This is a genomic window from Vibrio marisflavi CECT 7928, assembly GCF_921294215.1.
GTDB classification, from domain to species: domain Bacteria; phylum Pseudomonadota; class Gammaproteobacteria; order Enterobacterales; family Vibrionaceae; genus Vibrio; species Vibrio marisflavi.
Genome location: NZ_CAKLDM010000001.1, coordinates 1,251,686 through 1,273,402, shown reverse-complemented (window position 1 = coordinate 1,273,402; position 21,717 = coordinate 1,251,686). Strand labels below are relative to the sequence as shown.

Below are 21,717 nucleotides of genomic sequence, written 5' to 3'. Positions count from 1 at the left end.
GAAATACCCTATCAGGATGATAGGTCAAGGACACCGCTTAAGGAATAAGCGATGGGAGTTAGCGAGGAAGGCTAACGGGCCGGAGTGCCGAGGACACCGCTAGGATGGCGATGAAACGGACTAAGCTGAAGGATTCAGCGTACTATCAAGGAATAGATGCAGGGAGCACCTATTAGTAGCCGGATTGCTGCGAGTAAGAAATGAAACCCCACTAGTTATCTAGTGGGGTTTTTCTTTTCTTGTCTTATTTATCCGATCTAGAAGTCTTCCTAACATACCCACCTATTGTAAATCACGGTGTTGCTTCGCTTGTTTAGCGTAAGCTACAGTTCAATCTGTCACGAAAACATTACCCTTTCTTTCGCAGTTAGGTATAGTCACTTAAATTGAGCGTGTGGTGTGGCTAACTGTACACGTAATGTGAAAGGCAAAAAAAAGCCAATTGCATTTGGGCAATTGGCTGAATTTAAATGTGAACAAAGTCGTTCACTAACAACGTCAGTTGGCTAGGTGACCCTCGGCTTAATAAGGGTCGAACTTTATAATGCATTATGCGTGCCAAGTGTAAATCGGCAGTTTTTGGCTAAATATTGGTGTATTCAATGTTTCGTTCACTGTTATGTTGCGTATTGCAAATGCATGCTGCAAATACTTTTAAATATGCTAACAACAATATTCATATTAATGGCAGCTTAGCTTTAAACTCGTATGTGCTTATATGAACAAGCTGCTGTTAACTTAAACCGATTCAATTTTCATTTCAGTTTTAGGGGAAGATAATGACTTTAACCATTTGGTTATCTCTTTTTATGGTTTGCTTATTAGGAGCAATGTCGCCAGGACCAAGTCTAGCTATGGTTATCAAGCATAACCTAGCGGGAGGGAGGAAGAATGGTATTGCTGTTGCTTGGGCTCACGCATTTGGAATAGGTGTGTACGCATTTATTACCATGATTGGTCTAGCCGTTGTCCTGCACAATTCTCCGCTCGTATTTGAGACGATTAGCCTTGCAGGAGCGCTATATCTGGCTTACTTAGGCATTAATGCTCTGAGATCTAAAGGTGGGGTAGCGGCTAAGCTGGAATCTGGAGAGCAAGTCTCGGTATTGCAGTCTGCGAAAGAAGGAATACTAATTTCCATCCTAAACCCTAAAATTGCTATTTTCTTTATCGCTTTGTTTAGTCAGTTCGTTGCAGTAGGCCATGGTGTTGGGAGTAAGTCTATTATTGTTCTCACGCCATTTGTTGTTGACGGCTTATGGTATACGCTGATTACTTTTCTTTTATCTAGCCCACTCTTTATTGATAGAATGAGAGCTAAAGCGCAGCTTATCGATAGGCTTTCAGGCGTGGTTTTGATTTTATTGGCTCTACGTGTGGTGTTCACTCTTTAGGCCATCACTATAGGAATATCTAATGCAAGCAGAAGTAAAATGGGTTGATGAGTTTAAGTTTATCGGCCAATCACAATCTGGTCATTCAGTCGTGATGGATGGTAGTGGTGGTAAAACCGCTCCTAGCCCAATGGAAATGGTGTTAATGGCCGCAGGTGGTTGTAGTTCTGTCGACGTTGTAGACGGACTAAAACAAGCTGGCCAGAAGGTGGCAAGCTGTGTCGCAAAACTTACTACAGAAAGAAGAGACAGTGCGCCTCGTATCTTTACAAAGATAAATATTCATTTCGAAGTGTCTGGCCGTGAGCTAGATAAAAGTATTGTAGCGAAAGTCACAGCCGATTCATTGCAAAAATATTGTTCTGTTTGCTTAATGCTGAGTGAAGGTGTCGAGATGACTCATAGTTGGGAAGTCTGTTAAGTTTACGCAAATTAATTCATAAAGCCAGACATGATGTCTGGCTTTTTTCTATGCTGAATATAGGGCACTAGGGAATATTCAGATATGAAATCGCTCAAAGGGAAAATAGTTGAGCTGAATGCAGAGAAGGGATACGGCTATATTGTTCCGCTCACAGGAAGGCTAAGAGTTAGATTCAAGTTCGATGATTATATTGAGTCGAAAAAAAGCATTGCGCTCGGCGCTGAAGTCATGTTTCGTATTGTGAAAGATGAGGGTGGCCAGGGTAAAGCTACAGATATTCAACGTGTTAGACATTGTCGCATTTCGCTTTTTGCAGCAGTGTGGTTTTCGCTTGCCATGGTTGGATGTGTGTATTATTTCCAATATCCAAAAGAAGTACTCGTTTACTACGTTATCATTAACATGCTGGTTTGGCTGGTCTGCTGGTTAGATAAGCGAGCAAAGGTTAAGAAGAAACCCGTAACCGGAGAGAGCTCGTTACTATTCTTGTCTTTCATTGGCGGTTGGGTTGCAGGTGCTTTAGCTCCTTATATGTATAAATCAGATACACGAAGCGCTCTGTACAAAATGTTTTTTATTGTGATCATTGCGATACAGTTTACATTTTTTGCTTGGACCCTATACCCAACGGGAGAACGCTGGGTAAACCAAAAGATCAGCAGTGCTTATAAGGCTCACAACGCAGTTTTTATAAAGAAATAAATAATCTCTCGAGTGTGCGAGGGTAGGGTATTTACCACTCGATATGAATCGGAGTCCCCACTTTAACAAGTTGCAAAAACTCATCCATTTCACGGTTAGTGATTGCTATACACCCGTCAGTCCAATCGAAGCTTTGTACGAAAGAGGGTGAGCGTTTATCGCCATTTTTTAGACCATGTATTTTGATGTTTCCACCAGGTGAAACGCCTAGTTGGTGTGCTTTGGCGACGTCGTAAATGTTTGGGTAGTTGATATGGATCGAACGATAGAATGCAGAGTCTTCAATAATAAAATCCAGCCGATAGAGGCCTTCAGGTGTGCGTTGATCGCCTTCATATATCTTGTGTCCTCGCGGTTGCTTACCTAAAGCTATGCGGTATTCTTTAACGATTTTATTGTTATCTATCAAGTACATTCTGCGTTTGGATTTATCCACTTTAACAATGTCCACTTCAGCAAAGCAAGAAAGACTAAACACTGTTAGCAATGATATGAATACCCAACGCTGACTCATTCCTATCTTCGTTCCTAGATTATTAGTTGGTAGAAGGTAATTATGGTCGCTATTTGTAGGTTAGAAAAGTAATGTACTTATCGTTGCAGGGCTGGATTCCAAATTGGAATTCTCGGAGTGTTTGTTAGAGGTGACTGAACGACTAAGCAGATAGCGAAAAGTAAGCTTTCAGGTACCTTATTTTGGGGTGCTCGGAACCTTGCGAGCACCCACTGTGACTTTTATAGGTTGGCTAGTTTGTCTTCGTGTTTTGCACCTTTCCTTTGCATTTTTTCGAGTTTGTCTATTGCAGCTAAAAGTGTCGCCGTATTTGGTGTTGAGTTGCTATTTTTGAACTCGTTGCGATGTAGATTTTCTAGCTCTGTACGAATAGTCTGCTCTAATTCCATATCTCTATGCCGTAATTGTTCTAACCAGCTATTTGCTTCAAACTGAGCTCTAATAGCATTCCCGGCTTTTATCGCGTCAGTTAAGTTCTTGTATGGTTCAGAGTTGGTTGTATTTCTCGCAACTTCTTCTTGCTTGGATTTACGTTTTGTGTGAATCAATCCAAACAACGTCACCAGCCAAAGTACGCCGAATACAAGTGCAATGTATGGCCAATAGCCAGAGTCGCGCACAGTCACTATCTTTTCAGTTGTTTGAGACAAAGAAGGAACTGCAGATGGCGTTGGTGCTACAGTTTGATTGGCGCTAGGTGTAACTTGTAGCTCTAAGCCAGCGACTTGGGACGCTTGCTGTTTTTTCGTTTGGCTGTTCCACCAATTGATATTGACACTTTCTAACTTGATGTCGCCAGGTTGCTGAGGAATTAACACCTGTTTGAGCGTCATACGAGTTACGTTGTTTGGCAGTGTTTTAAATTGAGGTTTATCGGCGTAAACCCTGATACTTGAGGGATAGTGTGTAACGATATTAGGCAGTTGCTCTGCGCTTAAACCTGCTACATCCATTGTAATAATTCGAGTGATCGAATCACCAACTTGAGTGTTATGAACTTTGGTTGTGCTAATGTCATGCCCATTTTGGTCAAGCCATTGCTGAGAAAGAGTTAACTTGGCAGTGGGTAGCCAGTCACCTTTGTAGTGGGCAGGTTTAGGTTCGACAGTGAAGTCAAACTCTTTGGCTTTTGTATCTGCGTTGATAATTGAGGTATTTCTGGTCGCAGTATTGGTATAAAGAATACTGCCCTTGAACTCTGGGCCTTTGACAATATAGTGCCCGGGCTTATCTGCAGTGATTCGAAAATCTTGGTCGACGACAGTTACGTTCACACCGTTCAATATACTCTGATATTGCTGTTGCTCTCCAACTGGAGTCAAAGTTAGGCCATGGGCGGAAGGTGGAATAATTTGCGGGCTTTGTATAGAGCGCGGATCGGTTTTTATGACTAAGCGAGTTTTTAGGTATGCACTTTCTTCTGGATATAAAGTTGTTTTGTCCAATGTCGCTTGCATTTCTACTAAGTCATTAGCTTTTGGAGTGTGTGAGTTTTGGGTTACATGGATCTCAATTGGTTGAGACGAGGCGCCATTGATTGAAAACTTAGGGATAGTGATCGTGCCTAGTTTTTTGGGGGCTAATGAGACGGTCCAAGTTGTTCTCATTGAACTCTTGCCATTCACACTGTTTTGGTAAGTACCGTAGCTCGGTTGAGATACGTAAAAGTCTTTGCTAAGTACATTGAAATCAATGGCACTCGAATCGGCTTGCTGGTCGGTTACCAATTGAAATTGAAACATCTCGTTTTTAGCAACTTTATTCGTATTAACGCTTGCCCATAAGTTTGTGGCAAACACATTCGCACTTAAAAGTGTCGCAAAAACTATCAGCAGCGCTGAAAGTAGAGTACGTAAAGAATATTTTGAGTTCATAATTACCACTTCTTACCGGTGTACTTAGGTGGTTGTTTGTTTTCTGCTTGTAGCAAGATTTCAGCGCGCAAAAGTGTCGCTGGATCGCGAATGGTTTCCACTTGGTCGAGCTTACGCAATTCTGGATCAACATGCTCCTGGTTGGATTCTTGTCCTATGGCTGCTTGGCTGTCAGATTGATCCGCTGATTGCTCTTGCTGCTGTTCATTTTGCTGTGCTTCTTGTTGTTTTTTCTGCTCTTGGTCTGACTTCTGTTTTTCCGGTTGCGACTCTTGGTTTTGCTGCTTAGCTTGCTCTTCATCCTGATTTTGTTCAGCTTGTGAAGTGCTTTGATTCTCTTTTGGTTGTTCTAGCTCGTCGCTAGCTTGGGAGTCGCTATTTTTACCTTGTTGCTCTTGTTGTTGAGACTCTTGCTTAGCGCTTGACTCGTTCGAGTTTGATTGTTGGTTATTGTTTTTGTTCTGTTCATTTTGTTGTTTCTGCTGCTCAGAATCAGATTGATTGTTTTGACTTGACTGATTCTGCTCGTCAGAATTTTGTTGCTGTTGCTGTTGCTGTTGCTGTTGCTGTTGCTGTTGCTGTTGCTGTTGCTGTTGCTGTTGCTGTTGCTGTTGCTGTTGCTGAAGAGCTTGCTTTACAACATCTAAGTTATATTTTGCATCAGCATTGTTAGGCTGTTGTTTGAGAACCTCTTGATACAGGTCGATTGCTTTTTGATATTGTTTATCTTGCGCATAAGCATTGGCTAAATTGTATTTTCCTTTCTCACTTTGTGTACCATTTAGGGCCTCAATCGCTTTTTTGTAGTTCCCTGCATCGTATTCAGATATGCCTTGCCACTCTTTATTTTTGAACGTTGAAGCCGCGCCTTTGAAATCTTTCGCCTTATACATCTCCATCGCTTGCTGATCTTGGTTGAGCCAAGGGCTGGCTTCAGCGGGTTTAGGAGTAAGCAACGGCAGTAGTACTAGTGAAAAACTGAATAACACGCCACGTCTAAACATAAGCAACGCAGGAAGTAGAATTAACAACACTAGCCAATAACCGTTGTTAAGAGGTTCATCAACTTCGTTGTTTTTGTTTTTCTTTGCAGCGGTTGCAATAGAGAGAGACTGATTAGCAATAGTATTGACGTCACTGCTATTGAGCTGCATCGGTGTAAAATATCCACCGACATCTGAGGCAAGTTGACGCATGTTATCGAAATTTGTCTTAGCGACGACTGGGTGCCCAGCACTGTTTTGTAGCATGGTACCGTTTTTCAGTGGGATAGGCGCGCCTATTTGGGTACCAACACCAAGAATGGATAGCGACCAGTGCGTCCCTTTTATTAACGGTACAATTTGCTGGATGTCATTCTTATCGATATCGTCAGCAATAAGCACAATATTGCCAGAAGATAGGCCTGCATGCTGCATTAAACTGATCGCAAGTTTGATGCCAGCAGCTGGGTTTGAACCTTGATATGGCATCAGGCCTGGCGACAAGTTTGGCAATAAATTCAAAATGGTATGAGTGTCGGTGGTTAACGGGCTGATGGTGTAAGCATCAGCTGCGTAAGCCACTAAACCGGTTGAGCCTTCTTTCCATTTTTCTAACAAGTCATGGGCTTTATAGCGCGCTTGGGTTAGACGGTTTGGTTTGATGTCTGTGGCGTACATAGACTCAGACATATCCATAACCAGTACCCGTGCATCGGCCAAGTTGTAAGTTGGGTGTTCTGTTTTCTCAAAGCTAGGCCCAGCTAACGCAACTACCGCAAGCAGCCAAGATATAAGTGCTGAGCGAATTAGCCACACAGATTGTTTGCTGTGTTCAATACCAAGGGCTTTCGCTAAATGTGGTGCGATCAATGTTTGATTTTGTTTCCGGATTCGCAGCCAGAGATAGAGCGCAGCTACAGGCATTAGACCTAACAGCCACTCAGGGTAGAGAAACACAAAGTTAGACATGATTTCTCCTCAATATCAGCAGGGCAGCAGACAGCAACAAGGCTATCGTAAGAGGTAAGCCAAACCACTCTGTCTGTGGGCGCCAAGTTTGGCTAGCATTTGTTATAGGTTCTAATTTGTTGATAGTGTTGTAGATATTTTGTAATTGCTGATTGTCGTGTGCTCGGAAGTATTTACCTCCAGTAATATGAGCAATCTCTTTTAGTGTTTTCTCATCAAGATCTGCGGCGGTGTTGATTTTTTGCGTCATGAAGAAATTTCTAACTGTCATTTCACCCGCGCCAATACCAACCGTGTATATTTTCACGTGGTACTTTTTGGCAATTTCAGCCGCTTCAATCGGGCCTAACACACCAGAATTATTGCTTCCGTCAGTCAGCAGAACAATGACTCTCTGTGGAGCATCGTTGTCAATAAAGGTTTTTGTCGCGAGTCCAATGCCTTCCCCGATAGCTGTCTGTGTGCCAATGAGCTTAAGAACAACCTGCTTGAGTTGCTTTGCAACGATGTTTCGATCAAACGTAAGCGGCGTCTGTAGGTAAGCGTGGTCAGCAAAAAAGATGAGCCCGAGCCGGTCGCCTTTTCTTTCCTCGATAAAATTAGACAGTACGTGTTTTACAGCTGAAAGGCGGCTGACATATTGATCGCCTTCCTTCATGTCTTTTTGGCTCATCGAGTAGGATAAATCGACCACCAACATTAAATCTCTGTGCTTGGGGGTGACGGTTATTGGCTCTCCAAAATAGACTGGGCGAGCTGCAGCGACAACCAAACATAGCCAAATCAAGGTGGCCAAAACTTTGGAGAGTAAGTTTCTCGGCTGGGTTTGAGAGCTTTGGTTTGGCAAATAAGGTAGATTGATAGCAGCCCCTTTTTTGACTGCTGGGGCAAACCAATACAAGAGTAGAGGGAGTGGCAGCAGAAATAGCATCCACCACCAGACTAAGTCGAAGTTAGTCAACTTTTGCTCTCCTTCTCTTCGGCGGTAGAGCATCGTTAACCCATTGATAGCAGTCTCCGACTAGTGCATCAGCGTTGTTTACAGGTTTCTTTTGATACAAAGCTTGCTGCCACAATTCGGAGTTGTTTTCGAACATTGGCTCGGGAACTTGTGAATCTAAAAATGCGTACCAATCTTTTCCGGTAAGGTTTGCAATCTCGTCTCTAGGGTAATAACAAAGAGCCGCTTGTCGAACAAGTTCAATCGCTTCCGATGGTTCTAAAGGCATTGGCGTGCCAGTGAGTAGTCGCAATGCTGTTTTTTTAGGAGCGAGGCGTTTTTTCTTCCAACGGAGGTACAGCCAACAAAACAAAATCACCGCGAATATGGCACCGACCGTTGCCCACCATCCCCAAGCTAACGGAAACCACGAAGGCAAGTCAGGTAGCTGCAAGGGTTTGAGCGGTAAATGAGACGTGTTGGTTGTTTGTGTCATAAGGTGACTATCCTGATAATTGTTGTAGTAATGGTGAATCACTGGACAGTGACGAGTAATGAATAGCTTGAGAATGGCAGAGGCTTTTGAGCGATTGCTGATGATCAGTGAAAGCGTGCTCAATTTGTTGACGAGTTTTCTTGGAAGAAAAATCGATCCACTGGTTTTTGATGCGGTTAGAAACTAACTCGACTCCACGATATGTCGTTTTACCACGTTCTAAAGGATCAATGATTTGAATTACCTTAATTCTATTGTGACGGTTGAGCTGGTTAATAAATGTCGTGTTGGATTCATCTAAGCGAGTGAAGTCACTCAGAAGGACAATCTCACTTCCCTTAGGACACAGCCTCGTGAGAGTTTTAAGCCCATCAGACATGCTGGTTTGACTCGTAGTATTACCTAACCTCGCAAGACTACTTTGGTGGCCGTCGATCATTTTCTGTATGATCTGCAATGGGCCTTTACTTCTGCTGGTTGGTTTCACTTCTACCAAAGTTTGGCCATCATCAATCACTGCGCCAATACGATCTTTTTGAGCAACTGAAATCCAACTAATTAGGCTTGCCATATGTGCCATCAGCACTGACTTTAGCATTAGGGTTGAGCCAAATTGCATTGATGAACTGAAATCCAGATACAGTATGACGGGCTTTTCTTTTTCCTCACAGAACACTTTCGTGTGCGTTTTCCCAGTACGGGCGGTCACTCGCCAGTCGATGCTTCGAATATCATCTCCCGGCTGATATTGCCTTACTTCAGCGAAGTCCATACCTCTACCCAGCCGACTGCTGTGATGTTGGCCGTGAAGCTGAGACCATAAACTTTTTGCTGGTGGTAGCCAGTGAACAGTGTGCTGTTTGAAGAAAATTAACTCTTCTAGTGACAATGTCACCCCATTACTGGATGGCGGTTGCTTCATAGACATGTCAAATCACCTATGCGCTACCAACAAGCGAAAGTATATGATTGATGATTTGATTTGGGCTGATGCCTTCCGCTTGAGCCTGATAGCTCAGAAGTAGGCGGTGCCTTAACACAGGAAATGCCATCGTCTGAACATCTTCTGGGGAGACAAAATCTCGTCCAGACAACCATGCATGAGCTCTAGAACAGCGATCGAGCGCGATGGTTGCTCGTGGGCTGACGCCCATCTCTAGCCATTGGGCTAATTTATCGTTGTACTGTGTTGGTTGGCGAGTCGCCATCACAAGACGTACTATGTAGCGCTCAATGCTATCCGCCATATGAATATCGAGCACTTGTTGTCTAGCTTGAAAAATATCCTTTTGAGAGATTAGCGGAGGTGGAGACTTATCATCGCCTTTTGCTTCACCACGATTAAGCCGCAAAATTTCCAACTCACTTTCAGCGTCTGGATAGTCAACATCGAGGTGGAGTAAGAAGCGGTCAAGCTGAGCTTCTGGAAGTGGGTAGGTTCCTTCCTGTTCGATAGGGTTCTGAGTCGCCATGACTAGGAATAGCTCGGGCAGCGAGTAGGTCTTTCTACCAGCGGTGATTTGCTTTTCCGCCATAGCTTCCAGCATCGCGGCTTGAACTTTAGCTGGTGCACGGTTTATTTCATCAGCAAGGATAAGAGAGTTAAAAATTGGCCCCGCTTGGAATTTGAAATCACCGGTTTCTGGGCGAAATATATCGGTGCCTGTTAAGTCAGCAGGAAGCAGATCTGGTGTAAATTGAACGCGGTGAAAGTCCCCTTCTATACAATCGGCCAAACATTTAACCGCTCTGGTTTTTGCAAGGCCTGGTGGGCCTTCAACCAAAATATGTCCGTCAGCGAGTAAGGCGACTAATAGCTGCTTCACCAAGTTAGGTTGCCCGATGATTTGGCTATCTAAGTATTGTTGTAATTGCTGAATTGTTTGTGACTGCATAAATAACCTATCTATTAGCAAGTTCGGTACTTAGAGCCCAGAAAAAGCAGTAAGTTCCATAGATATTGGGACGATATGTGGAGTTAATATTCATAATATAAATATTTTAAACCACTACTTATTAAACCCTTATAAGTGTAAATAAGCACAATTTACAGAATATTAATTCTCTAGCTGGAAATTTCAAATTAACTTGTCTTTTTGTTGCTTTAAATATGTGATCTCGGTAAGTCTGTTGGAATTATTGTGTGATTTTTTCTCACGGTATTGTTGAGTGGTTTGGGCTGTAAGGCGAGTTTGACAAGTCTATACTGGCATGCTCACTTGCGCGATTTCAGGTGAAACTGGAAAAGGTGTTGGGTCTTCGTATAAAATACTCGGTAGTAATGATTAAAGGTAAATAGTATGAGCGATTTCGAGAAAGAACTTGAAGCAATGAGCCAGCAAGTTGAGAGCCAACCAGAAGTTAAACTTCCAACGATGGAAGAGCAGAAGCAAGTGGTTGCGAAATTAAAAGAATTGGAAGAAAAAGGCGAGTTGACACCCGAGATTCTTGAAAAGTATTTTGGCCAATTTTACGCGGACACAGATAAGCCAGTACATTAATTTCTGCTCCTTTTAGGGAAGGCAATCGCAGCCTTCCTTTCCTTCAATGAATAACCTCTCTCAATCCCGAATATGTAATTGGCTAAATATCTTAATTAAATATTCATCAAAACGTACAAATCCTAGTCAATACTAGTTTGTCAGAGGCAAACTGTCCCACTTTAAGCCCTTAAGAACTATAAAAAACATGGATCGAATATCATTTTTCTGTATATTAATACAGTATTTTCAGTTCTGTATAAAACTTGGCCGGGACTTTGCATCTCATATATAGCCGACTGCTCGTTGACAAAGGTTTGTTTTAATCGTCTTCGTTAGGTTGTTGGAGTGTTTGGCTTTATAAGATGGAGGAGTACTTATGAATTTAGACAACTCGAATTTTGAACTCATAGATAACAGTAATGTGCTTATTCGATTAGACTTCGACTATAAGAATTACGATCTCGTATTAACCAGGGATGATCTTTTTCAGCTGGATACGCTAGATACGCTTACAGAACAAGCGTTTGTATCAAAGAAAGGTATTTCATTTAAGCTGCTTGATAATGCTATGTCCTTTAGCTACTCAGTACCAAATGGTGTTCGGTTGGATACCTATCCTAGTTTTTCAAAATTTAGGGCTTTGGTTTCAGACGCGCTAAGTCGCATGGGGCTTTAACTTTCTCGCGCTTTTTGCAGCGCGATTTCGTCTTTTTTACTGCAGTAATAGAATCTAGACTAATTGACAGTGTGTCCTTCGGCACTTTCTTGACCTTTTAGTCTATCTTCGAATTGATAGCAGTTTGCAGACTCGCTAACAAATACCGTATTCCTGCCGCTATCCTTGGCCATATAGAGCGCTTTATCTGCTCGATCGACAAGTTTTTCCCAACCGTCATTTAGATTAAACTGAGCTGCCCCAAAACTTGCTGTGCATTGATCTACGTTACTAGGTAGTAGATTAGCAGAAGCGATTAACCGCCTTAGTTTCGCAGCTGCTAATGCAGCTTGATCAAGAGAAGTCGCTGGCAGAATGACCAAGAATTCCTCACCACCATAGCGAAATGAAATATCTTCTTTTCGCGTTGCATGTTGGATAAGTTTTGCCGCTTTTCTTAGTACAGAGTCACCGACTTGGTGCCCGTACGTGTCATTGATCTTTTTGAATGCGTCGATATCTATGAGCAGAATAGAAAGGTGATCATTGTGCCTCTGTGCTCGTGCCATCTCTTTTGGTGCAAGTTCTTCCAGTGCTCTCCTGTTATATAGTCCAGTTAACCCGTCACGGATTGATGAGTCGTACATGGAAGCCACCAACCTGCCGGTAATCATCCATGTTATTGAGAATCCAAGTAATATTATCATTAGGATAATCGATATTAGGGCTATCTGGTGAATGATCAATGCACTTTCTACAGCTCCGGTTCCAGTGGTAATTGCACGCCAAAGTATTTCGAATAGGATAAAGCAGCCTTCTATGGATAATCCAACCGTTAAAATAAAACGTGCGGGCTTTAAATCTTCTGCGTTACCTAGTGTGTTGGCAAAAATCGCTAGCCCAGTACAGAACAGGATATAGATACTCATTGAGATGATACGCGCATTTTCTGATGGCGACATGTAAGAGAAATACGCAATAAACAGTATAACTATTGGGAGAGCAATATAGGAGAGTTTTGAGTAGTCAAAGGGTGTCTTACGGAATCGGCTTATACCATGAACTAGAAAAGTATAAGACAAGCCTATCAGTGAGTTAGCCAGCATTCCGTTTAATGGCGACGAAGTGTTGCTTGTCCCCAGAATTAAAATACCAATCCCTAACAATAATAGAGCGGCTGCCAATAAATTGAGCCCACTAATTGGCTCTTGGATACGTTGTAACAGCAGCAATCCAATAAAGTAACTGAAACAAAGAAGTACAGTTACTACTGATAGTGTTCTTATGTCCAGGTAGGTGTCCATACCTAATCTGACCTTTGCTTTCCTTGCATAAAGTCAGTTTAGGATAAAAAAGCCTATCCCACACATTTGCTAGGGCTAACAGTTGTCTTGCTGGCTGGGCCTGTGTGATTTAGAGATAAGAAAAACAAAACTTAGCCCGTAACTGACAGCGTCGTTACGGGCTAAGTTTACACATATTGTGAATTACTTAACCAACCAGTTGATGTCTTCACCGCCGCGAATAGGAACAACAACTTGCCCGCCAAACGGCATTGTTTCTGGTACCTTCCAGCTTTCTTTGCTTAATGTCACTGTGTCAGAGTTTCTTGGCAAACCATAGAAGTCAGGACCATTGTGGCTAGCAAACCCTTCTAAATTTTCTAGCTTGCCTTCTTGTTCAAAGACTTCGGCATAAAGTTCAAGCGCTGCATGTGCAGTGTATGAACCCGCACAGCCACAAGCATTCTCTTTCTTACACTTGGAGTGTGGCGCAGAGTCCGTGCCTAGGAAGAACTTTTTACTGCCGCTGGTCGCGGCTTCAATCAATGCTTGTTGGTGAGTGTTTCGCTTGAGAATCGGTAAGCAGTAAAAGTGAGGTTTGATGCCACCAACCAACATGTGGTTACGGTTGTAAAGTAGGTGGTGAGCGGTAATTGTTGCTGCTACGTTGTCAGAAGCGTTGTTGACAAACTCTACAGCGTCGGCAGTGGTGATATGCTCGAGTACGATTTTTAAGTTCGGGAAGTCATTGACGATAGGCTTGAGTACATTGTCTAAAAATGCTTTCTCACGGTCGAAAATATCAATGTCGTCAGTGGTGACTTCGCCATGTATAAGTAGCAGCATGCCAACTTCTTGCATTGCTTCTAGCGCTGCGTAAACATTTTTTGCATCAGTGACACCAGAGTCTGAGTTAGTTGTAGCGCCAGCTGGGTATAACTTAGCGGCTGCGATTTTACCTGTTGCTTTGGCTTTGCGAATTTCTTCTGGTGTAGTGTTGTCGGTGAGGTAAAGCGCCATGACGGGCTCAAATTGCTCTTTAGGGTTTTGCGCCATGATTCTGTCACGATAAGCAAGAGCTAGCTCAGTATTAGTAATAGGTGGGACCGTATTTGGCATGATGAGTGCGCGACCATTATATCGACTGATATCTCGAACAGTATCTGCCAATACATCGCCATCACGAAGGTGAACATGCCAGTCATCTGGACGAGTTATGGTTATCGTTGTCATTTAAAAGCTCCCACCGAAGTTATTCTGTTTGATTGGAGCCTAATCTGGAAATTATTACCAGCTTAGGCGACAGGATGATAGTGTAATTGGCAGTAACTTTCATCCAGTTTTTAGCTTTTGTTGTGTTGGCTGTCATTTGGTGTAGCGATGAACATCGGGATTCAGCGTATATTTAGCTGGAATAGTGCACTTTCGGCTTAGTTGAGTATATGATTGAACAACAAATGATAATTATTAAGAAAATTTTTCATGTCTTCAGCATCTCTATCCCAAATCAATATATATCCAGTCAAATCTACTGCGGGTATTGCTTTAACAAGCTCGTGGGTTGAAAAGCAAGGGCTCAGTTTTGATCGACGCTTTATGTTGGCGCTCGCTGATGGAAGTATGGTTACAGCTAGAAAATACCCTTCTTTAGTGCGTGTGCAATCGTGTCTTGTGCCCAGCGGTATTATTTTTACAGCACAAGGTAAAACTTCACTGCGATTATCTTACGACGACTTTAAGCAGCAACAAACGCCAGCAAAGGTATGGAGTGACAGCTTTCTAGCCTATACCACAACGGATGAGGCGAATGATTGGTTTAGCGATATCATTGGCCAACGTGTCGAGCTGCTTCATACAGGTGAGCAGTCCAATCGAGTCCGCGAGAAGCTTGGTCACAATGTTAGCTTTGCTGATGGCTATCCAATGTTGGTAATTAGCCAAGCGTCTTTAGATGAGTTGAATAGACGAAGCAGTGAACAACATAGCATGGATCAGTTTCGCACTAATTTGGTTATCGATAATACGGAACCATTTGCTGAAGATAGTTGGAAAAGAATACGCATTGGTGAAGTCGAATTTGAGTCGGTTAAGCCTTGCGAGAGGTGTATCTTAACTACCGTTGATGTTGAAACTGGCAAGCTTCGTGAAAATAAAGAGCCTCTGAAAACGCTATCGCAGTTTAGAGCGCTACCAGAAGGTAATGTCTACTTTGGTCAAAACCTTGTTGCACTGAATGAGGGGATGATTCGAGCTGGCGATCAAGTCGAAGTCTTGGAGTTCAAAGAAAAAGAAGTTTATCAAGATAATTCACCTCAGCAGCAATTGATGACTTGTGTTGAAGTGGAAGAAATTGCTCGCAACTTTGTGACCTTCTGGCTTGAGCCTCAGCACTCTCATGCAACCAGTTATCGACCAGGTCAACATTTACCTATAGAGCTGACAATTAACGGCAACACCATTTCCCGCTACTACACCCTCTCTTCAAGTCCATCGAGGCCTGGGCGATTGGCAATTTCGGTTAAACGTATCGATGGCGGCGAAGTGTCAAATTGGCTTATCGACAACTTTAAAGTCGGAGATACGATAAAAGCAGACAAGCCAAATGGTCAATTTCATCTAGGTGACAAACACGATCAACCGATCCTCTTGTTGTCTGCGGGAAGTGGAGTGACACCTATGCTTTCGATGCTGCGTTATTTGGCCGATCACAATCAGCTCAATGATGTGATTTTTTATCACCAATGCCGCACTGAGGAAGATATTCCATGTAGACCTGAGTTGGAAGAGCTCAATGCTAAACATTCAGGTTTACAAATCCTGATATCACTCACTGACTCCAATACTTCATGGCAGGGTCTGAAAGGGCGATTAGCTTTGTCCCACTTGAAGCAAGTAAGTTCGCTAGAGAATCGTCAAGTGTTCGTGTGTGGTCCTGACGGGTTTATGCAAAAAGCGAAAAATCTTATGTTCAAACGTGGCCTACCTGAAGACTCTTACCATCAAGAGGCGTTTGGTGCCACTCAGGTTACAGCGACAGAGCCGAAAAAACTGCAGTTAAGTTTGAATGGTTATCTTTTTGAAGGAGACAACCAGAGCACTTTGTTGGATCAGGCAGAAAAAGCAGGCCTTTCGATAGCAAATAGCTGTCGAGCTGGTTTGTGTGGAGCGTGTAAAGTAACCATTGAGTCTGGTAAGGTCCATCAACCGGATGTGCCTGCAATTCAAGATGAAGAACGCCAAATGGGAGTGGCATTGGCTTGTTGTTGTATCCCAGAAACGGATATTGAAGCGGTAGACTAGGGCACACATCAATAACTAGAAGCGGGAAAAAAGCCCTCAAATATGAGGGCTTTTCCTACCAAAAAATTATGATTTTGTTCTGAGCGATTTTGGTATTTTACCAACTGACGGTTAGTAATCGTTGAAGCTAGCCGCTATGTTATAAATTCTTATCAGTGTGCTCATAGTAAACTAGTTTTTAACTACGTCAATTATACATTAGTCGTAACTGACAGAAAGCTATAATATTATGATGTTTAATGGAAAATGCGGAATCAATGTCACAAATGCAAAGAAAGAAAATGCAACATTTTTACATTTTGATTCATTTGCATGCAACCAATATTTAGGGGGAATAAAGCGCGAATTTTACATGGGTTTTGTTATACAACTTGTATATTAACATCATGTTCTTTTGCATACGCGGCGATATTTTTAGGCGGAGTCTCATCTGTTAGGACTAGATCAACGTCTGCTAAAGTTCCGAGTTTTACCATGGCATTACGGCCAAACTTACTATGGTCGACACCAAGGTAGACACAGCGGCTATTTTCAATAATTGCTCTTTTTACTCGAACCTCATGATAATCAAAGTCGAGTAGCGAGCCATCAAAGTCGATACCACTGATGCCTAAGATACCGAAATCTAATCTAAATTGAGAAACAAAATCCAAGGTCGCCTCTCCGGTAACGCCGCCATCTTTGCTTCTAACTTCACCACCAGCAAGAATCACTTTAAATTCAGGTTTAGCCATTAAAATAGTGGCGACATTGATATTGTTGGTCACAATACGTAAGTTCTGATGCTTTTCCATCAGGGCGTGAGCGACGGCCTCGGGAGTAGTACCAATATCGATAAAGAGGGTTGCACCATCTGGAATGTGCTCTGCTAAGGCGTTTGCGATGCGCTCTTTTTCTCTCTGCTGGGAGACTTGTCTAGTATGGTAGGCAGAGTTTTCAGAACTTGTGCTGATTGTAGCGCCGCCATGGTTACGTCTTAGCTTGTTGGCATCCGCTAGTTCATTGAGATCTCTACGAATTGTCTGAGGGCTAACATTAAAGCGTTCGACGAGATCATCTGTGCTTACAAATCCTTGAGTTTGAACCAATTCAATAATTTCTTGATGGCGCTTTATCGCTTTCAAATTCTTACCCTTTTTGTAACTATTCAATGTTGTGCAGGCATACAAGCCCTGATTTATAGGTATTCTACGCACCAATTGTGCTACTTCAATGACGAAGCTTAGCGAGTTTGAGCAAATTGTATACTCAAGTAAGTTTAAGGTGCGGGGCTGAGCCAATAAGGTCAACACGCTCTAAAACGCTTTAGAAAGTGTATTTAGGGTGTAGAATATGGCAGAGGCCATAGGTTGTGCAAAAATAATCTTGAAGATAGATATGTAGATCATGAAGAAACAAGATACGAGTTCAGATCGGATACTCCACCCCTCATTTTCAATTGATTCGGCGCCGTCCGATATCTTCATGAACTTTGACGCCTTCTTGCCCAATACGGAAACACGTGTTCATAGCCATAGCTGGGGACAGATACAGCTGATTAGCGGTGGTATTTTGGAGATTGAAGCTGACTCGGTTCGCTTTCTTGCTCCACCGCATTTAGCGATTTGGATTCCTGCGAATGTGACACATCGTAGCTACAATCGAAAGCCTATTGAATATTGTTCACTTAACATTGAGCCTGCTCTTACAGAACATTTTCCCAGCCAAACTAGCTTACTCAAAGTGACTCCTATCGTGTCTGCAATTATCGAGGACTTTCGGCAGCGCAATGTGAGTTTTGCTAAGGTGGACAAAGATAAGCGGCTTGTTAAAGTGTTGCTTGATCAATTAGAGTCCCAACAAGCAGAACAGCATTTCTTGCCGACTAGCGTCAATAAATATTTAGCCCCAATACTTTCTGCTGTTGAAGACAATCCAGTTGATCAAACAAGCCTGAGTGAATGGGCTGATAGGGTGCACACCACAGAGCGCACACTTGCTAGGCATTGCAAGTCAGAGCTTGGTATGAGTTTTACAGAATGGCGACTGCGGTTGAGGTATCTATATTCAATGGAGCTATTGAGAAAAGGTCAGTCAGTAAAAGAGGTAGCGTTGACACTTGGATACCATCAAGCTAGTCCATTTATCTTTATGTTTAAAAAATATTCTGGGCAAACACCTGAACAATATAAGAATAAATTTCTCCAATAAGGGGTGATTTTATTTGTCTATTTTTAAATAAGTATTTTTAGTGAGAATATCTTTCCATTTCGTGTGAAGATATATGACTGACCGCTTCTTAAAATAGAGATTACGTGCCTTTAAGGATTGAATGCATCAGTACGAATAGGAATGTCAACACCTTTTAAAAAAAATAAGAATTATCTCAAATAATATTGTTTTTCTATATAGCAATGATACATTCACTGCGGGAATTCAATATTGAGAGAAAAGAATGGCTAGTGTAAGCCTACTCACACTTTTAGATGATATTACAACTGTTTTAGACGATGTAGCGCTCATGTCTAAATTAGCAGCAAAGAAAACCTCGGCTGTGTTGGGAGATGACTTAGCTCTCAATGCGCAGCAAGTATCTGGTGTCGCTGCTGAGAGAGAAATACCTGTTGTACTTGCCGTCGCAAAAGGTTCATTTAAGAACAAGCTTATATTAGTACCAACTGCGCTTTTAATTAGTGCGTTTGCTCCATGGCTCATCAAACCTTTACTTCTGATTGGTGGTCTATATCTTTGCTTTGAAGGTATTGAGAAAGTGTTGGAGTCTTTATATCCATCTAGTAGCCATGCTCCCTCTGATGCAAAAGAAAGAATAGAGGAAATAACCTGCTCGCTTGAGGAATATGAAAAGAAGAAAGTCACTGGCGCAATTCGCACCGACTTTATATTGTCTGCAGAAATAATCGTGATAGCGCTAGGTACAGTTGCGCAGCAAGAGTTATTAGTTCAGTTAGCCGTCGTTAGTATCGTTGCAGTATTAATGACTGTGGGCGTATACGGTTTGGTTGCAGGGATTGTAAAACTTGATGATCTTGGCTTCTATCTTAAGCGCAAATTTGACGAACAAAGCTGGCTTTCGGCAATTGGGCAAAGCCTGATTGTTTTTGCTCCTAAGCTTATGAAAGCATTAACCGTCATTGGTACTTTGGCTATGTTCCTAGTCGGTGGCGGAATCGTGGTTCATAGTTTTCCCGCTCTTCACAATATGATTGATCCAGTCGCTATAGAACCAATTAGAAAAACATTGATGAACAAACTTTCACCGATACTACTTAGCGGGCTCATTGGGGCCGTGACTGGTTTAGCTGTCGCTGGAGTTAAAGCTGGTGCGACGAAACTGAAAATGAAACTTTGGTAATCTCAGGCAGATTCTAGTGAACTTGAATCGCGACATCTTTAATCGTCGCGATGATCTCTTCCATACTCTTGGCTCCAGAAATCAGATGTTTTTTATTGATAACTATGGTTGGAACTGCGGCAATGCTAGCATCTAACCATTGTTTTTCTGTTGATGAAACTGTGTTTGCCCAAGACTTCTCAAGCAGTACTTTTTGGGCTTGGTTTACATCCAGTTCCAGACTTGAAACCACATCTAGCAGAACTTGATCATCACTGATATTTTTTCCATCAGTGAAATATGCTCTAAAAATGGCCATTTGCATATCAGTTTGCTTCTTCTGTGTGAGTGACCACATCAGTAGTTGATGCGCTTTTCTTGTATTGTAGATATGCATATCGTCAAAAAAGTTAAACTCAAAGCCTACTTCTTTACCAAGCTTAGTGATGTTTTCTCTTGCAGCAATGCTTTCTTCTGTTGTCGTTCCATATTTGCTCGCCATATGCTCTCGCAAGTTCTGGCCTTCTTCGGTCATTGTCGGGTTAAGCTCAAATGGGTGCCATAGGATCTCATAATCTATAGACAGGATTTCAAGTGCTTCAACTAACCGCTTGTAGCCAATCACACACCAAGGACAAACAAGATCTGAAACAATATCAACTCGTAGCTTTTGCATAGTTAAAAGGCGCTTATTTCTATCGGAATCCCAACTAAGTATACTCGACTATGATTAAACAGCCGAACTAGAGTTTGAACCCTGTATTTATAGTTTGCATAGTTGTGTTAGTGACTAAATCTCGACTGAAGTAAGTCTAAGAGACTATTTAATAGGTGTAATGATAGTAGCTTCTACTCCCTACGACTAACCCCTGAAAAACATGAAAAAGGGGGAAGGGAAATATATCGGGTTTATATAACGTTATATCAATCTAACCTTCGGCTATCGGTTATAGGATTTTAGGGATGTGTCGATGCAGCTTAACAAACTGAATAGTATTTATAGCACGGATGTCATTCTGCATGTTTTCGATTGGCCATATTCAGAAGTGACAAAAAAAGCTAAAGAAATCGCGCAAGCTGGATATAAATCTGTGTTGATTTCACCGCCAATAAAATCAAAGAAAAAGCCAGAGGGGACTCCTTGGTGGCAGCGTTATCAACCGACAGATTATCGAGTGATTGACAACCAGCTTGGTAATACTCTTGAGCTAAAAGAAATGATAGAGGCTCTATTGTCTCATGGGGTATACACATACGCAGATATGGTCCTCAATCACATGGCAAACCCATCGGATACGTATACCGATCTTGTCTATCCGAGTTGCTCTGAGCTTGAAGAATACAGTGTTCACTCAGACTATTATCAGTCTATTCGCTTGTTTGGCAATTTAAAGCAAGCCCTGTTTTCAGAAAAGGATTTTGTAAAAGCATTTGGAATCAAAGATTGGAAAGACAAGTGGCAAGTACAGCATGGCAGACTAACTGGAGGTCCGAGAGATCCCGGGCTGCCGACATTACGCCATAGCTCATACGTATCTGAGCAGCAACGGGAATACATCAAGGCGTTAAAAAAACTTGGCATAAAGGGGTTTAGGATTGATGCCGCGAAGCACATATCTTTAGAGCAGCTACAAGATATATGGCGGGAAGACATCACTAAAGATACTCACATTTTCGGAGAAATAATTACCGATGGTGGTGCAACGAAAGAGGAGTACCAATTGTTTCTCCAGCCGTATTTGGAGAAAACTCGTTTGGGTGCGTATGACTTCCCTCTGTTTCAAACGATCTACAACGCATTGCAAAAAGAGGGCTCGTTAAAATCTCTCGTCGATCCCTATTGCTTTGGCCAAGCTTTATCCGAATCAAGAGCGGTGACTTTTACCATTACCCACGACATTCCAAATAACGAAGTCTTTCAAGGCTTGCTCATGTCCGAAGAACTCGAATGGTTGGCATACAGTTATGTTCTCGGACGCGATGGTGGAGTGCCACTGATCTACACCGATTTAAATCCGAGTGGTATTAAGAGCTCAGATGGAAACCCAAGGTGGCAAAGTGTATGGAACGATCACCGAATGCTAGCGAGAGTACTCTTCCATAACGCTGTTCATGGATGCCCAATGAAGATTCTTTGTGCGACAGACGATATTTTAATTTTTGCTCGGGGAGAAAAGGGAGTCGTAGCAATCAATAAGTCTAGTTCCAGCCATGAAGCGAAAATAGATAGCAAACAGGGTGCGCTAGAGTTATTGTCTGGAGAACGTTACCCTGTTGGAACCGATGGCGGAATGACGATATTGATTCCAGCTAAAGGCAGTTGTTTGCTGTTAATGGCTGAAGGGTAAGTTACCCAAGTAAAGAGTAAC

At 42.4% G+C, this 21,717-nt stretch carries 20 protein-coding genes; 9 read left to right on the top strand and 11 right to left on the bottom strand.

What is annotated here, in order from left to right; all coding sequences use genetic code 11:
• Positions 1–779: 779 nt before the first annotated feature.
• The 3 genes from L7A31_RS05670 (at position 780) to L7A31_RS05660 (ending at position 2,520) form a co-directional block, all read left to right on the top strand.
• Positions 780–1,394 (top strand): LysE family translocator, encoded by a 615-nt coding sequence (locus L7A31_RS05670; protein ID WP_237360524.1) that lies wholly within the window; start codon positions 780–782, stop codon positions 1,392–1,394.
• A 22-nt stretch (positions 1,395–1,416) separates the two neighbouring features.
• Entirely contained in the window at positions 1,417–1,815 is a 399-nt protein-coding gene (locus L7A31_RS05665; protein ID WP_237360523.1) for an OsmC family protein, read from the top strand.
• An 84-nt stretch (positions 1,816–1,899) separates the two neighbouring features.
• Positions 1,900–2,520: a DUF1294 domain-containing protein gene (locus tag L7A31_RS05660; RefSeq protein ID WP_237360522.1), complete on the top strand. Its 621-nt coding sequence runs from the start codon at positions 1,900–1,902 to the stop codon at positions 2,518–2,520.
• A 31-nt stretch (positions 2,521–2,551) separates the two neighbouring features.
• Here L7A31_RS05660 and L7A31_RS05655 read toward each other — a convergent pair whose 3' ends face one another.
• From L7A31_RS05655 to L7A31_RS05625, 7 genes are all read right to left on the bottom strand, one after another.
• Positions 2,552–3,034, bottom strand: coding sequence for a L,D-transpeptidase family protein (locus tag L7A31_RS05655; protein WP_237360521.1), 483 nt, complete (start codon positions 3,032–3,034; stop codon positions 2,552–2,554).
• 221 nt (positions 3,035–3,255) lie between these two features.
• Positions 3,256–4,908, bottom strand: a complete 1,653-nt coding sequence (locus tag L7A31_RS05650; protein WP_237360520.1) for a BatD family protein — start codon at positions 4,906–4,908, stop codon at positions 3,256–3,258.
• Between the two features lie 2 nt (positions 4,909–4,910).
• Positions 4,911–6,860, bottom strand: a complete 1,950-nt coding sequence (locus L7A31_RS05645; protein WP_237360519.1) for a VWA domain-containing protein — start codon at positions 6,858–6,860, stop codon at positions 4,911–4,913.
• Complete coding sequence (locus tag L7A31_RS05640) at positions 6,853–7,854, bottom strand: vWA domain-containing protein (protein ID WP_435532877.1); 1,002 nt, start codon at positions 7,852–7,854, stop codon at positions 6,853–6,855. Before L7A31_RS05640 ends, L7A31_RS05645 begins: the two co-directional genes overlap by 8 nt.
• A complete protein-coding gene (locus tag L7A31_RS05635) occupies positions 7,814–8,296 on the bottom strand; it encodes a DUF4381 domain-containing protein (protein WP_237360518.1) in 483 nt (160 codons plus the stop codon). The genes L7A31_RS05640 and L7A31_RS05635 overlap by 41 nt, the downstream gene beginning before the upstream one ends.
• Before the next feature lie 7 nt (positions 8,297–8,303).
• Complete coding sequence (locus L7A31_RS05630) at positions 8,304–9,224, bottom strand: DUF58 domain-containing protein (protein ID WP_237360517.1); 921 nt, start codon at positions 9,222–9,224, stop codon at positions 8,304–8,306.
• A 10-nt stretch (positions 9,225–9,234) separates the two neighbouring features.
• Complete coding sequence (locus L7A31_RS05625) at positions 9,235–10,191, bottom strand: AAA family ATPase (RefSeq protein WP_237360516.1); 957 nt, start codon at positions 10,189–10,191, stop codon at positions 9,235–9,237.
• A 405-nt stretch (positions 10,192–10,596) separates the two neighbouring features.
• Here L7A31_RS05625 and L7A31_RS05620 point away from each other — a divergent pair, with 405 nt between their 5' ends.
• The gene (locus L7A31_RS05620; RefSeq protein WP_237360515.1) at positions 10,597–10,797 is read left to right on the top strand and encodes a restriction endonuclease subunit S; all 201 of its coding nucleotides are present in this window, start codon (positions 10,597–10,599) and stop codon (positions 10,795–10,797) included.
• Positions 10,798–11,155: 358 nt separating this feature from the next.
• Positions 11,156–11,455, top strand: a complete 300-nt coding sequence (locus L7A31_RS05615) for a hypothetical protein (protein WP_237360514.1) — start codon at positions 11,156–11,158, stop codon at positions 11,453–11,455.
• 59 nt (positions 11,456–11,514) lie between these two features.
• On the opposite strand, the gene L7A31_RS05610 is transcribed toward L7A31_RS05615, so the two are convergent.
• Both L7A31_RS05610 and pyrC read right to left on the bottom strand, forming a co-directional pair.
• A complete protein-coding gene (locus L7A31_RS05610; protein ID WP_237360513.1) occupies positions 11,515–12,738 on the bottom strand; it encodes a GGDEF domain-containing protein in 1,224 nt (407 codons plus the stop codon).
• Between the two features lie 183 nt (positions 12,739–12,921).
• The gene (pyrC, locus tag L7A31_RS05605; protein WP_237360512.1) at positions 12,922–13,950 is read right to left on the bottom strand and encodes a dihydroorotase; all 1,029 of its coding nucleotides are present in this window, start codon (positions 13,948–13,950) and stop codon (positions 12,922–12,924) included.
• Between the two features lie 249 nt (positions 13,951–14,199).
• Between pyrC and L7A31_RS05600 the strand changes: the two genes are divergently transcribed.
• Positions 14,200–16,017 (top strand): hybrid-cluster NAD(P)-dependent oxidoreductase, encoded by a 1,818-nt coding sequence (locus L7A31_RS05600; protein WP_237360511.1) that lies wholly within the window; start codon positions 14,200–14,202, stop codon positions 16,015–16,017.
• 362 nt (positions 16,018–16,379) lie between these two features.
• On the opposite strand, the gene L7A31_RS05595 is transcribed toward L7A31_RS05600, so the two are convergent.
• Complete coding sequence (locus tag L7A31_RS05595) at positions 16,380–17,141, bottom strand: DeoR/GlpR family transcriptional regulator (RefSeq protein ID WP_237360510.1); 762 nt, start codon at positions 17,139–17,141, stop codon at positions 16,380–16,382.
• A gap of 262 nt (positions 17,142–17,403) precedes the next feature.
• On the opposite strand from L7A31_RS05595, the gene L7A31_RS05590 reads away from it, so the two are divergent.
• On the top strand, positions 17,404–18,207 hold the full coding sequence (locus L7A31_RS05590) for an AraC family transcriptional regulator (RefSeq protein ID WP_237360509.1): 804 nt from the start codon (positions 17,404–17,406) through the stop codon (positions 18,205–18,207).
• 244 nt (positions 18,208–18,451) lie between these two features.
• A complete protein-coding gene (locus L7A31_RS05585; protein ID WP_237360508.1) occupies positions 18,452–19,369 on the top strand; it encodes a DUF808 domain-containing protein in 918 nt (305 codons plus the stop codon).
• A gap of 13 nt (positions 19,370–19,382) precedes the next feature.
• Here L7A31_RS05585 and L7A31_RS05580 read toward each other — a convergent pair whose 3' ends face one another.
• A complete protein-coding gene (locus L7A31_RS05580; protein ID WP_237360507.1) occupies positions 19,383–20,024 on the bottom strand; it encodes a DsbA family oxidoreductase in 642 nt (213 codons plus the stop codon).
• Positions 20,025–20,334: 310 nt separating this feature from the next.
• On the opposite strand from L7A31_RS05580, the gene L7A31_RS05575 reads away from it, so the two are divergent.
• Positions 20,335–21,696 carry an alpha-amylase family glycosyl hydrolase gene (locus L7A31_RS05575; RefSeq protein WP_435532883.1) on the top strand — a complete coding sequence of 454 codons (1,362 nt, stop codon included), beginning with the start codon at positions 20,335–20,337 and terminating at the stop codon, positions 21,694–21,696.
• Positions 21,697–21,717: the final 21 nt, after the last annotated feature.

Excerpts from the sequence above, each read along its gene's own strand:
- L7A31_RS05650 (WP_237360520.1), bottom strand. The coding sequence starts at position 4,908 with ATGAACTCAAAATATTCTTTACGTACTCTACTTTCAGCGCTGCTGATA.
- L7A31_RS05630 (WP_237360517.1), bottom strand. The coding sequence starts at position 9,224 with ATGTCTATGAAGCAACCGCCATCCAGTAATGGGGTGACATTGTCACTA.
- L7A31_RS05625 (WP_237360516.1), bottom strand. The coding sequence starts at position 10,191 with ATGCAGTCACAAACAATTCAGCAATTACAACAATACTTAGATAGCCAA.
- L7A31_RS05635 (WP_237360518.1), bottom strand. The coding sequence starts at position 8,296 with ATGACACAAACAACCAACACGTCTCATTTACCGCTCAAACCCTTGCAG.
- L7A31_RS05670 (WP_237360524.1), top strand. The coding sequence starts at position 780 with ATGACTTTAACCATTTGGTTATCTCTTTTTATGGTTTGCTTATTAGGA.
- L7A31_RS05585 (WP_237360508.1), top strand. The coding sequence starts at position 18,452 with ATGGCTAGTGTAAGCCTACTCACACTTTTAGATGATATTACAACTGTT.
- L7A31_RS05645 (WP_237360519.1), bottom strand. The coding sequence starts at position 6,860 with ATGTCTAACTTTGTGTTTCTCTACCCTGAGTGGCTGTTAGGTCTAATG.
- L7A31_RS05580 (WP_237360507.1), bottom strand. The coding sequence starts at position 20,024 with ATGCAAAAGCTACGAGTTGATATTGTTTCAGATCTTGTTTGTCCTTGG.
- L7A31_RS05640 (WP_435532877.1), bottom strand. The coding sequence starts at position 7,854 with ATGCTCTACCGCCGAAGAGAAGGAGAGCAAAAGTTGACTAACTTCGAC.
- L7A31_RS05600 (WP_237360511.1), top strand. The coding sequence starts at position 14,200 with ATGTCTTCAGCATCTCTATCCCAAATCAATATATATCCAGTCAAATCT.
- L7A31_RS05665 (WP_237360523.1), top strand. The coding sequence starts at position 1,417 with ATGCAAGCAGAAGTAAAATGGGTTGATGAGTTTAAGTTTATCGGCCAA.
- L7A31_RS05620 (WP_237360515.1), top strand. The coding sequence starts at position 10,597 with ATGAGCGATTTCGAGAAAGAACTTGAAGCAATGAGCCAGCAAGTTGAG.
- L7A31_RS05615 (WP_237360514.1), top strand. The coding sequence starts at position 11,156 with ATGAATTTAGACAACTCGAATTTTGAACTCATAGATAACAGTAATGTG.
- L7A31_RS05610 (WP_237360513.1), bottom strand. The coding sequence starts at position 12,738 with ATGGACACCTACCTGGACATAAGAACACTATCAGTAGTAACTGTACTT.
- L7A31_RS05660 (WP_237360522.1), top strand. The coding sequence starts at position 1,900 with ATGAAATCGCTCAAAGGGAAAATAGTTGAGCTGAATGCAGAGAAGGGA.
- pyrC (WP_237360512.1), bottom strand. The coding sequence starts at position 13,950 with ATGACAACGATAACCATAACTCGTCCAGATGACTGGCATGTTCACCTT.
- L7A31_RS05655 (WP_237360521.1), bottom strand. The coding sequence starts at position 3,034 with ATGAGTCAGCGTTGGGTATTCATATCATTGCTAACAGTGTTTAGTCTT.
- L7A31_RS05590 (WP_237360509.1), top strand. The coding sequence starts at position 17,404 with ATGAAGAAACAAGATACGAGTTCAGATCGGATACTCCACCCCTCATTT.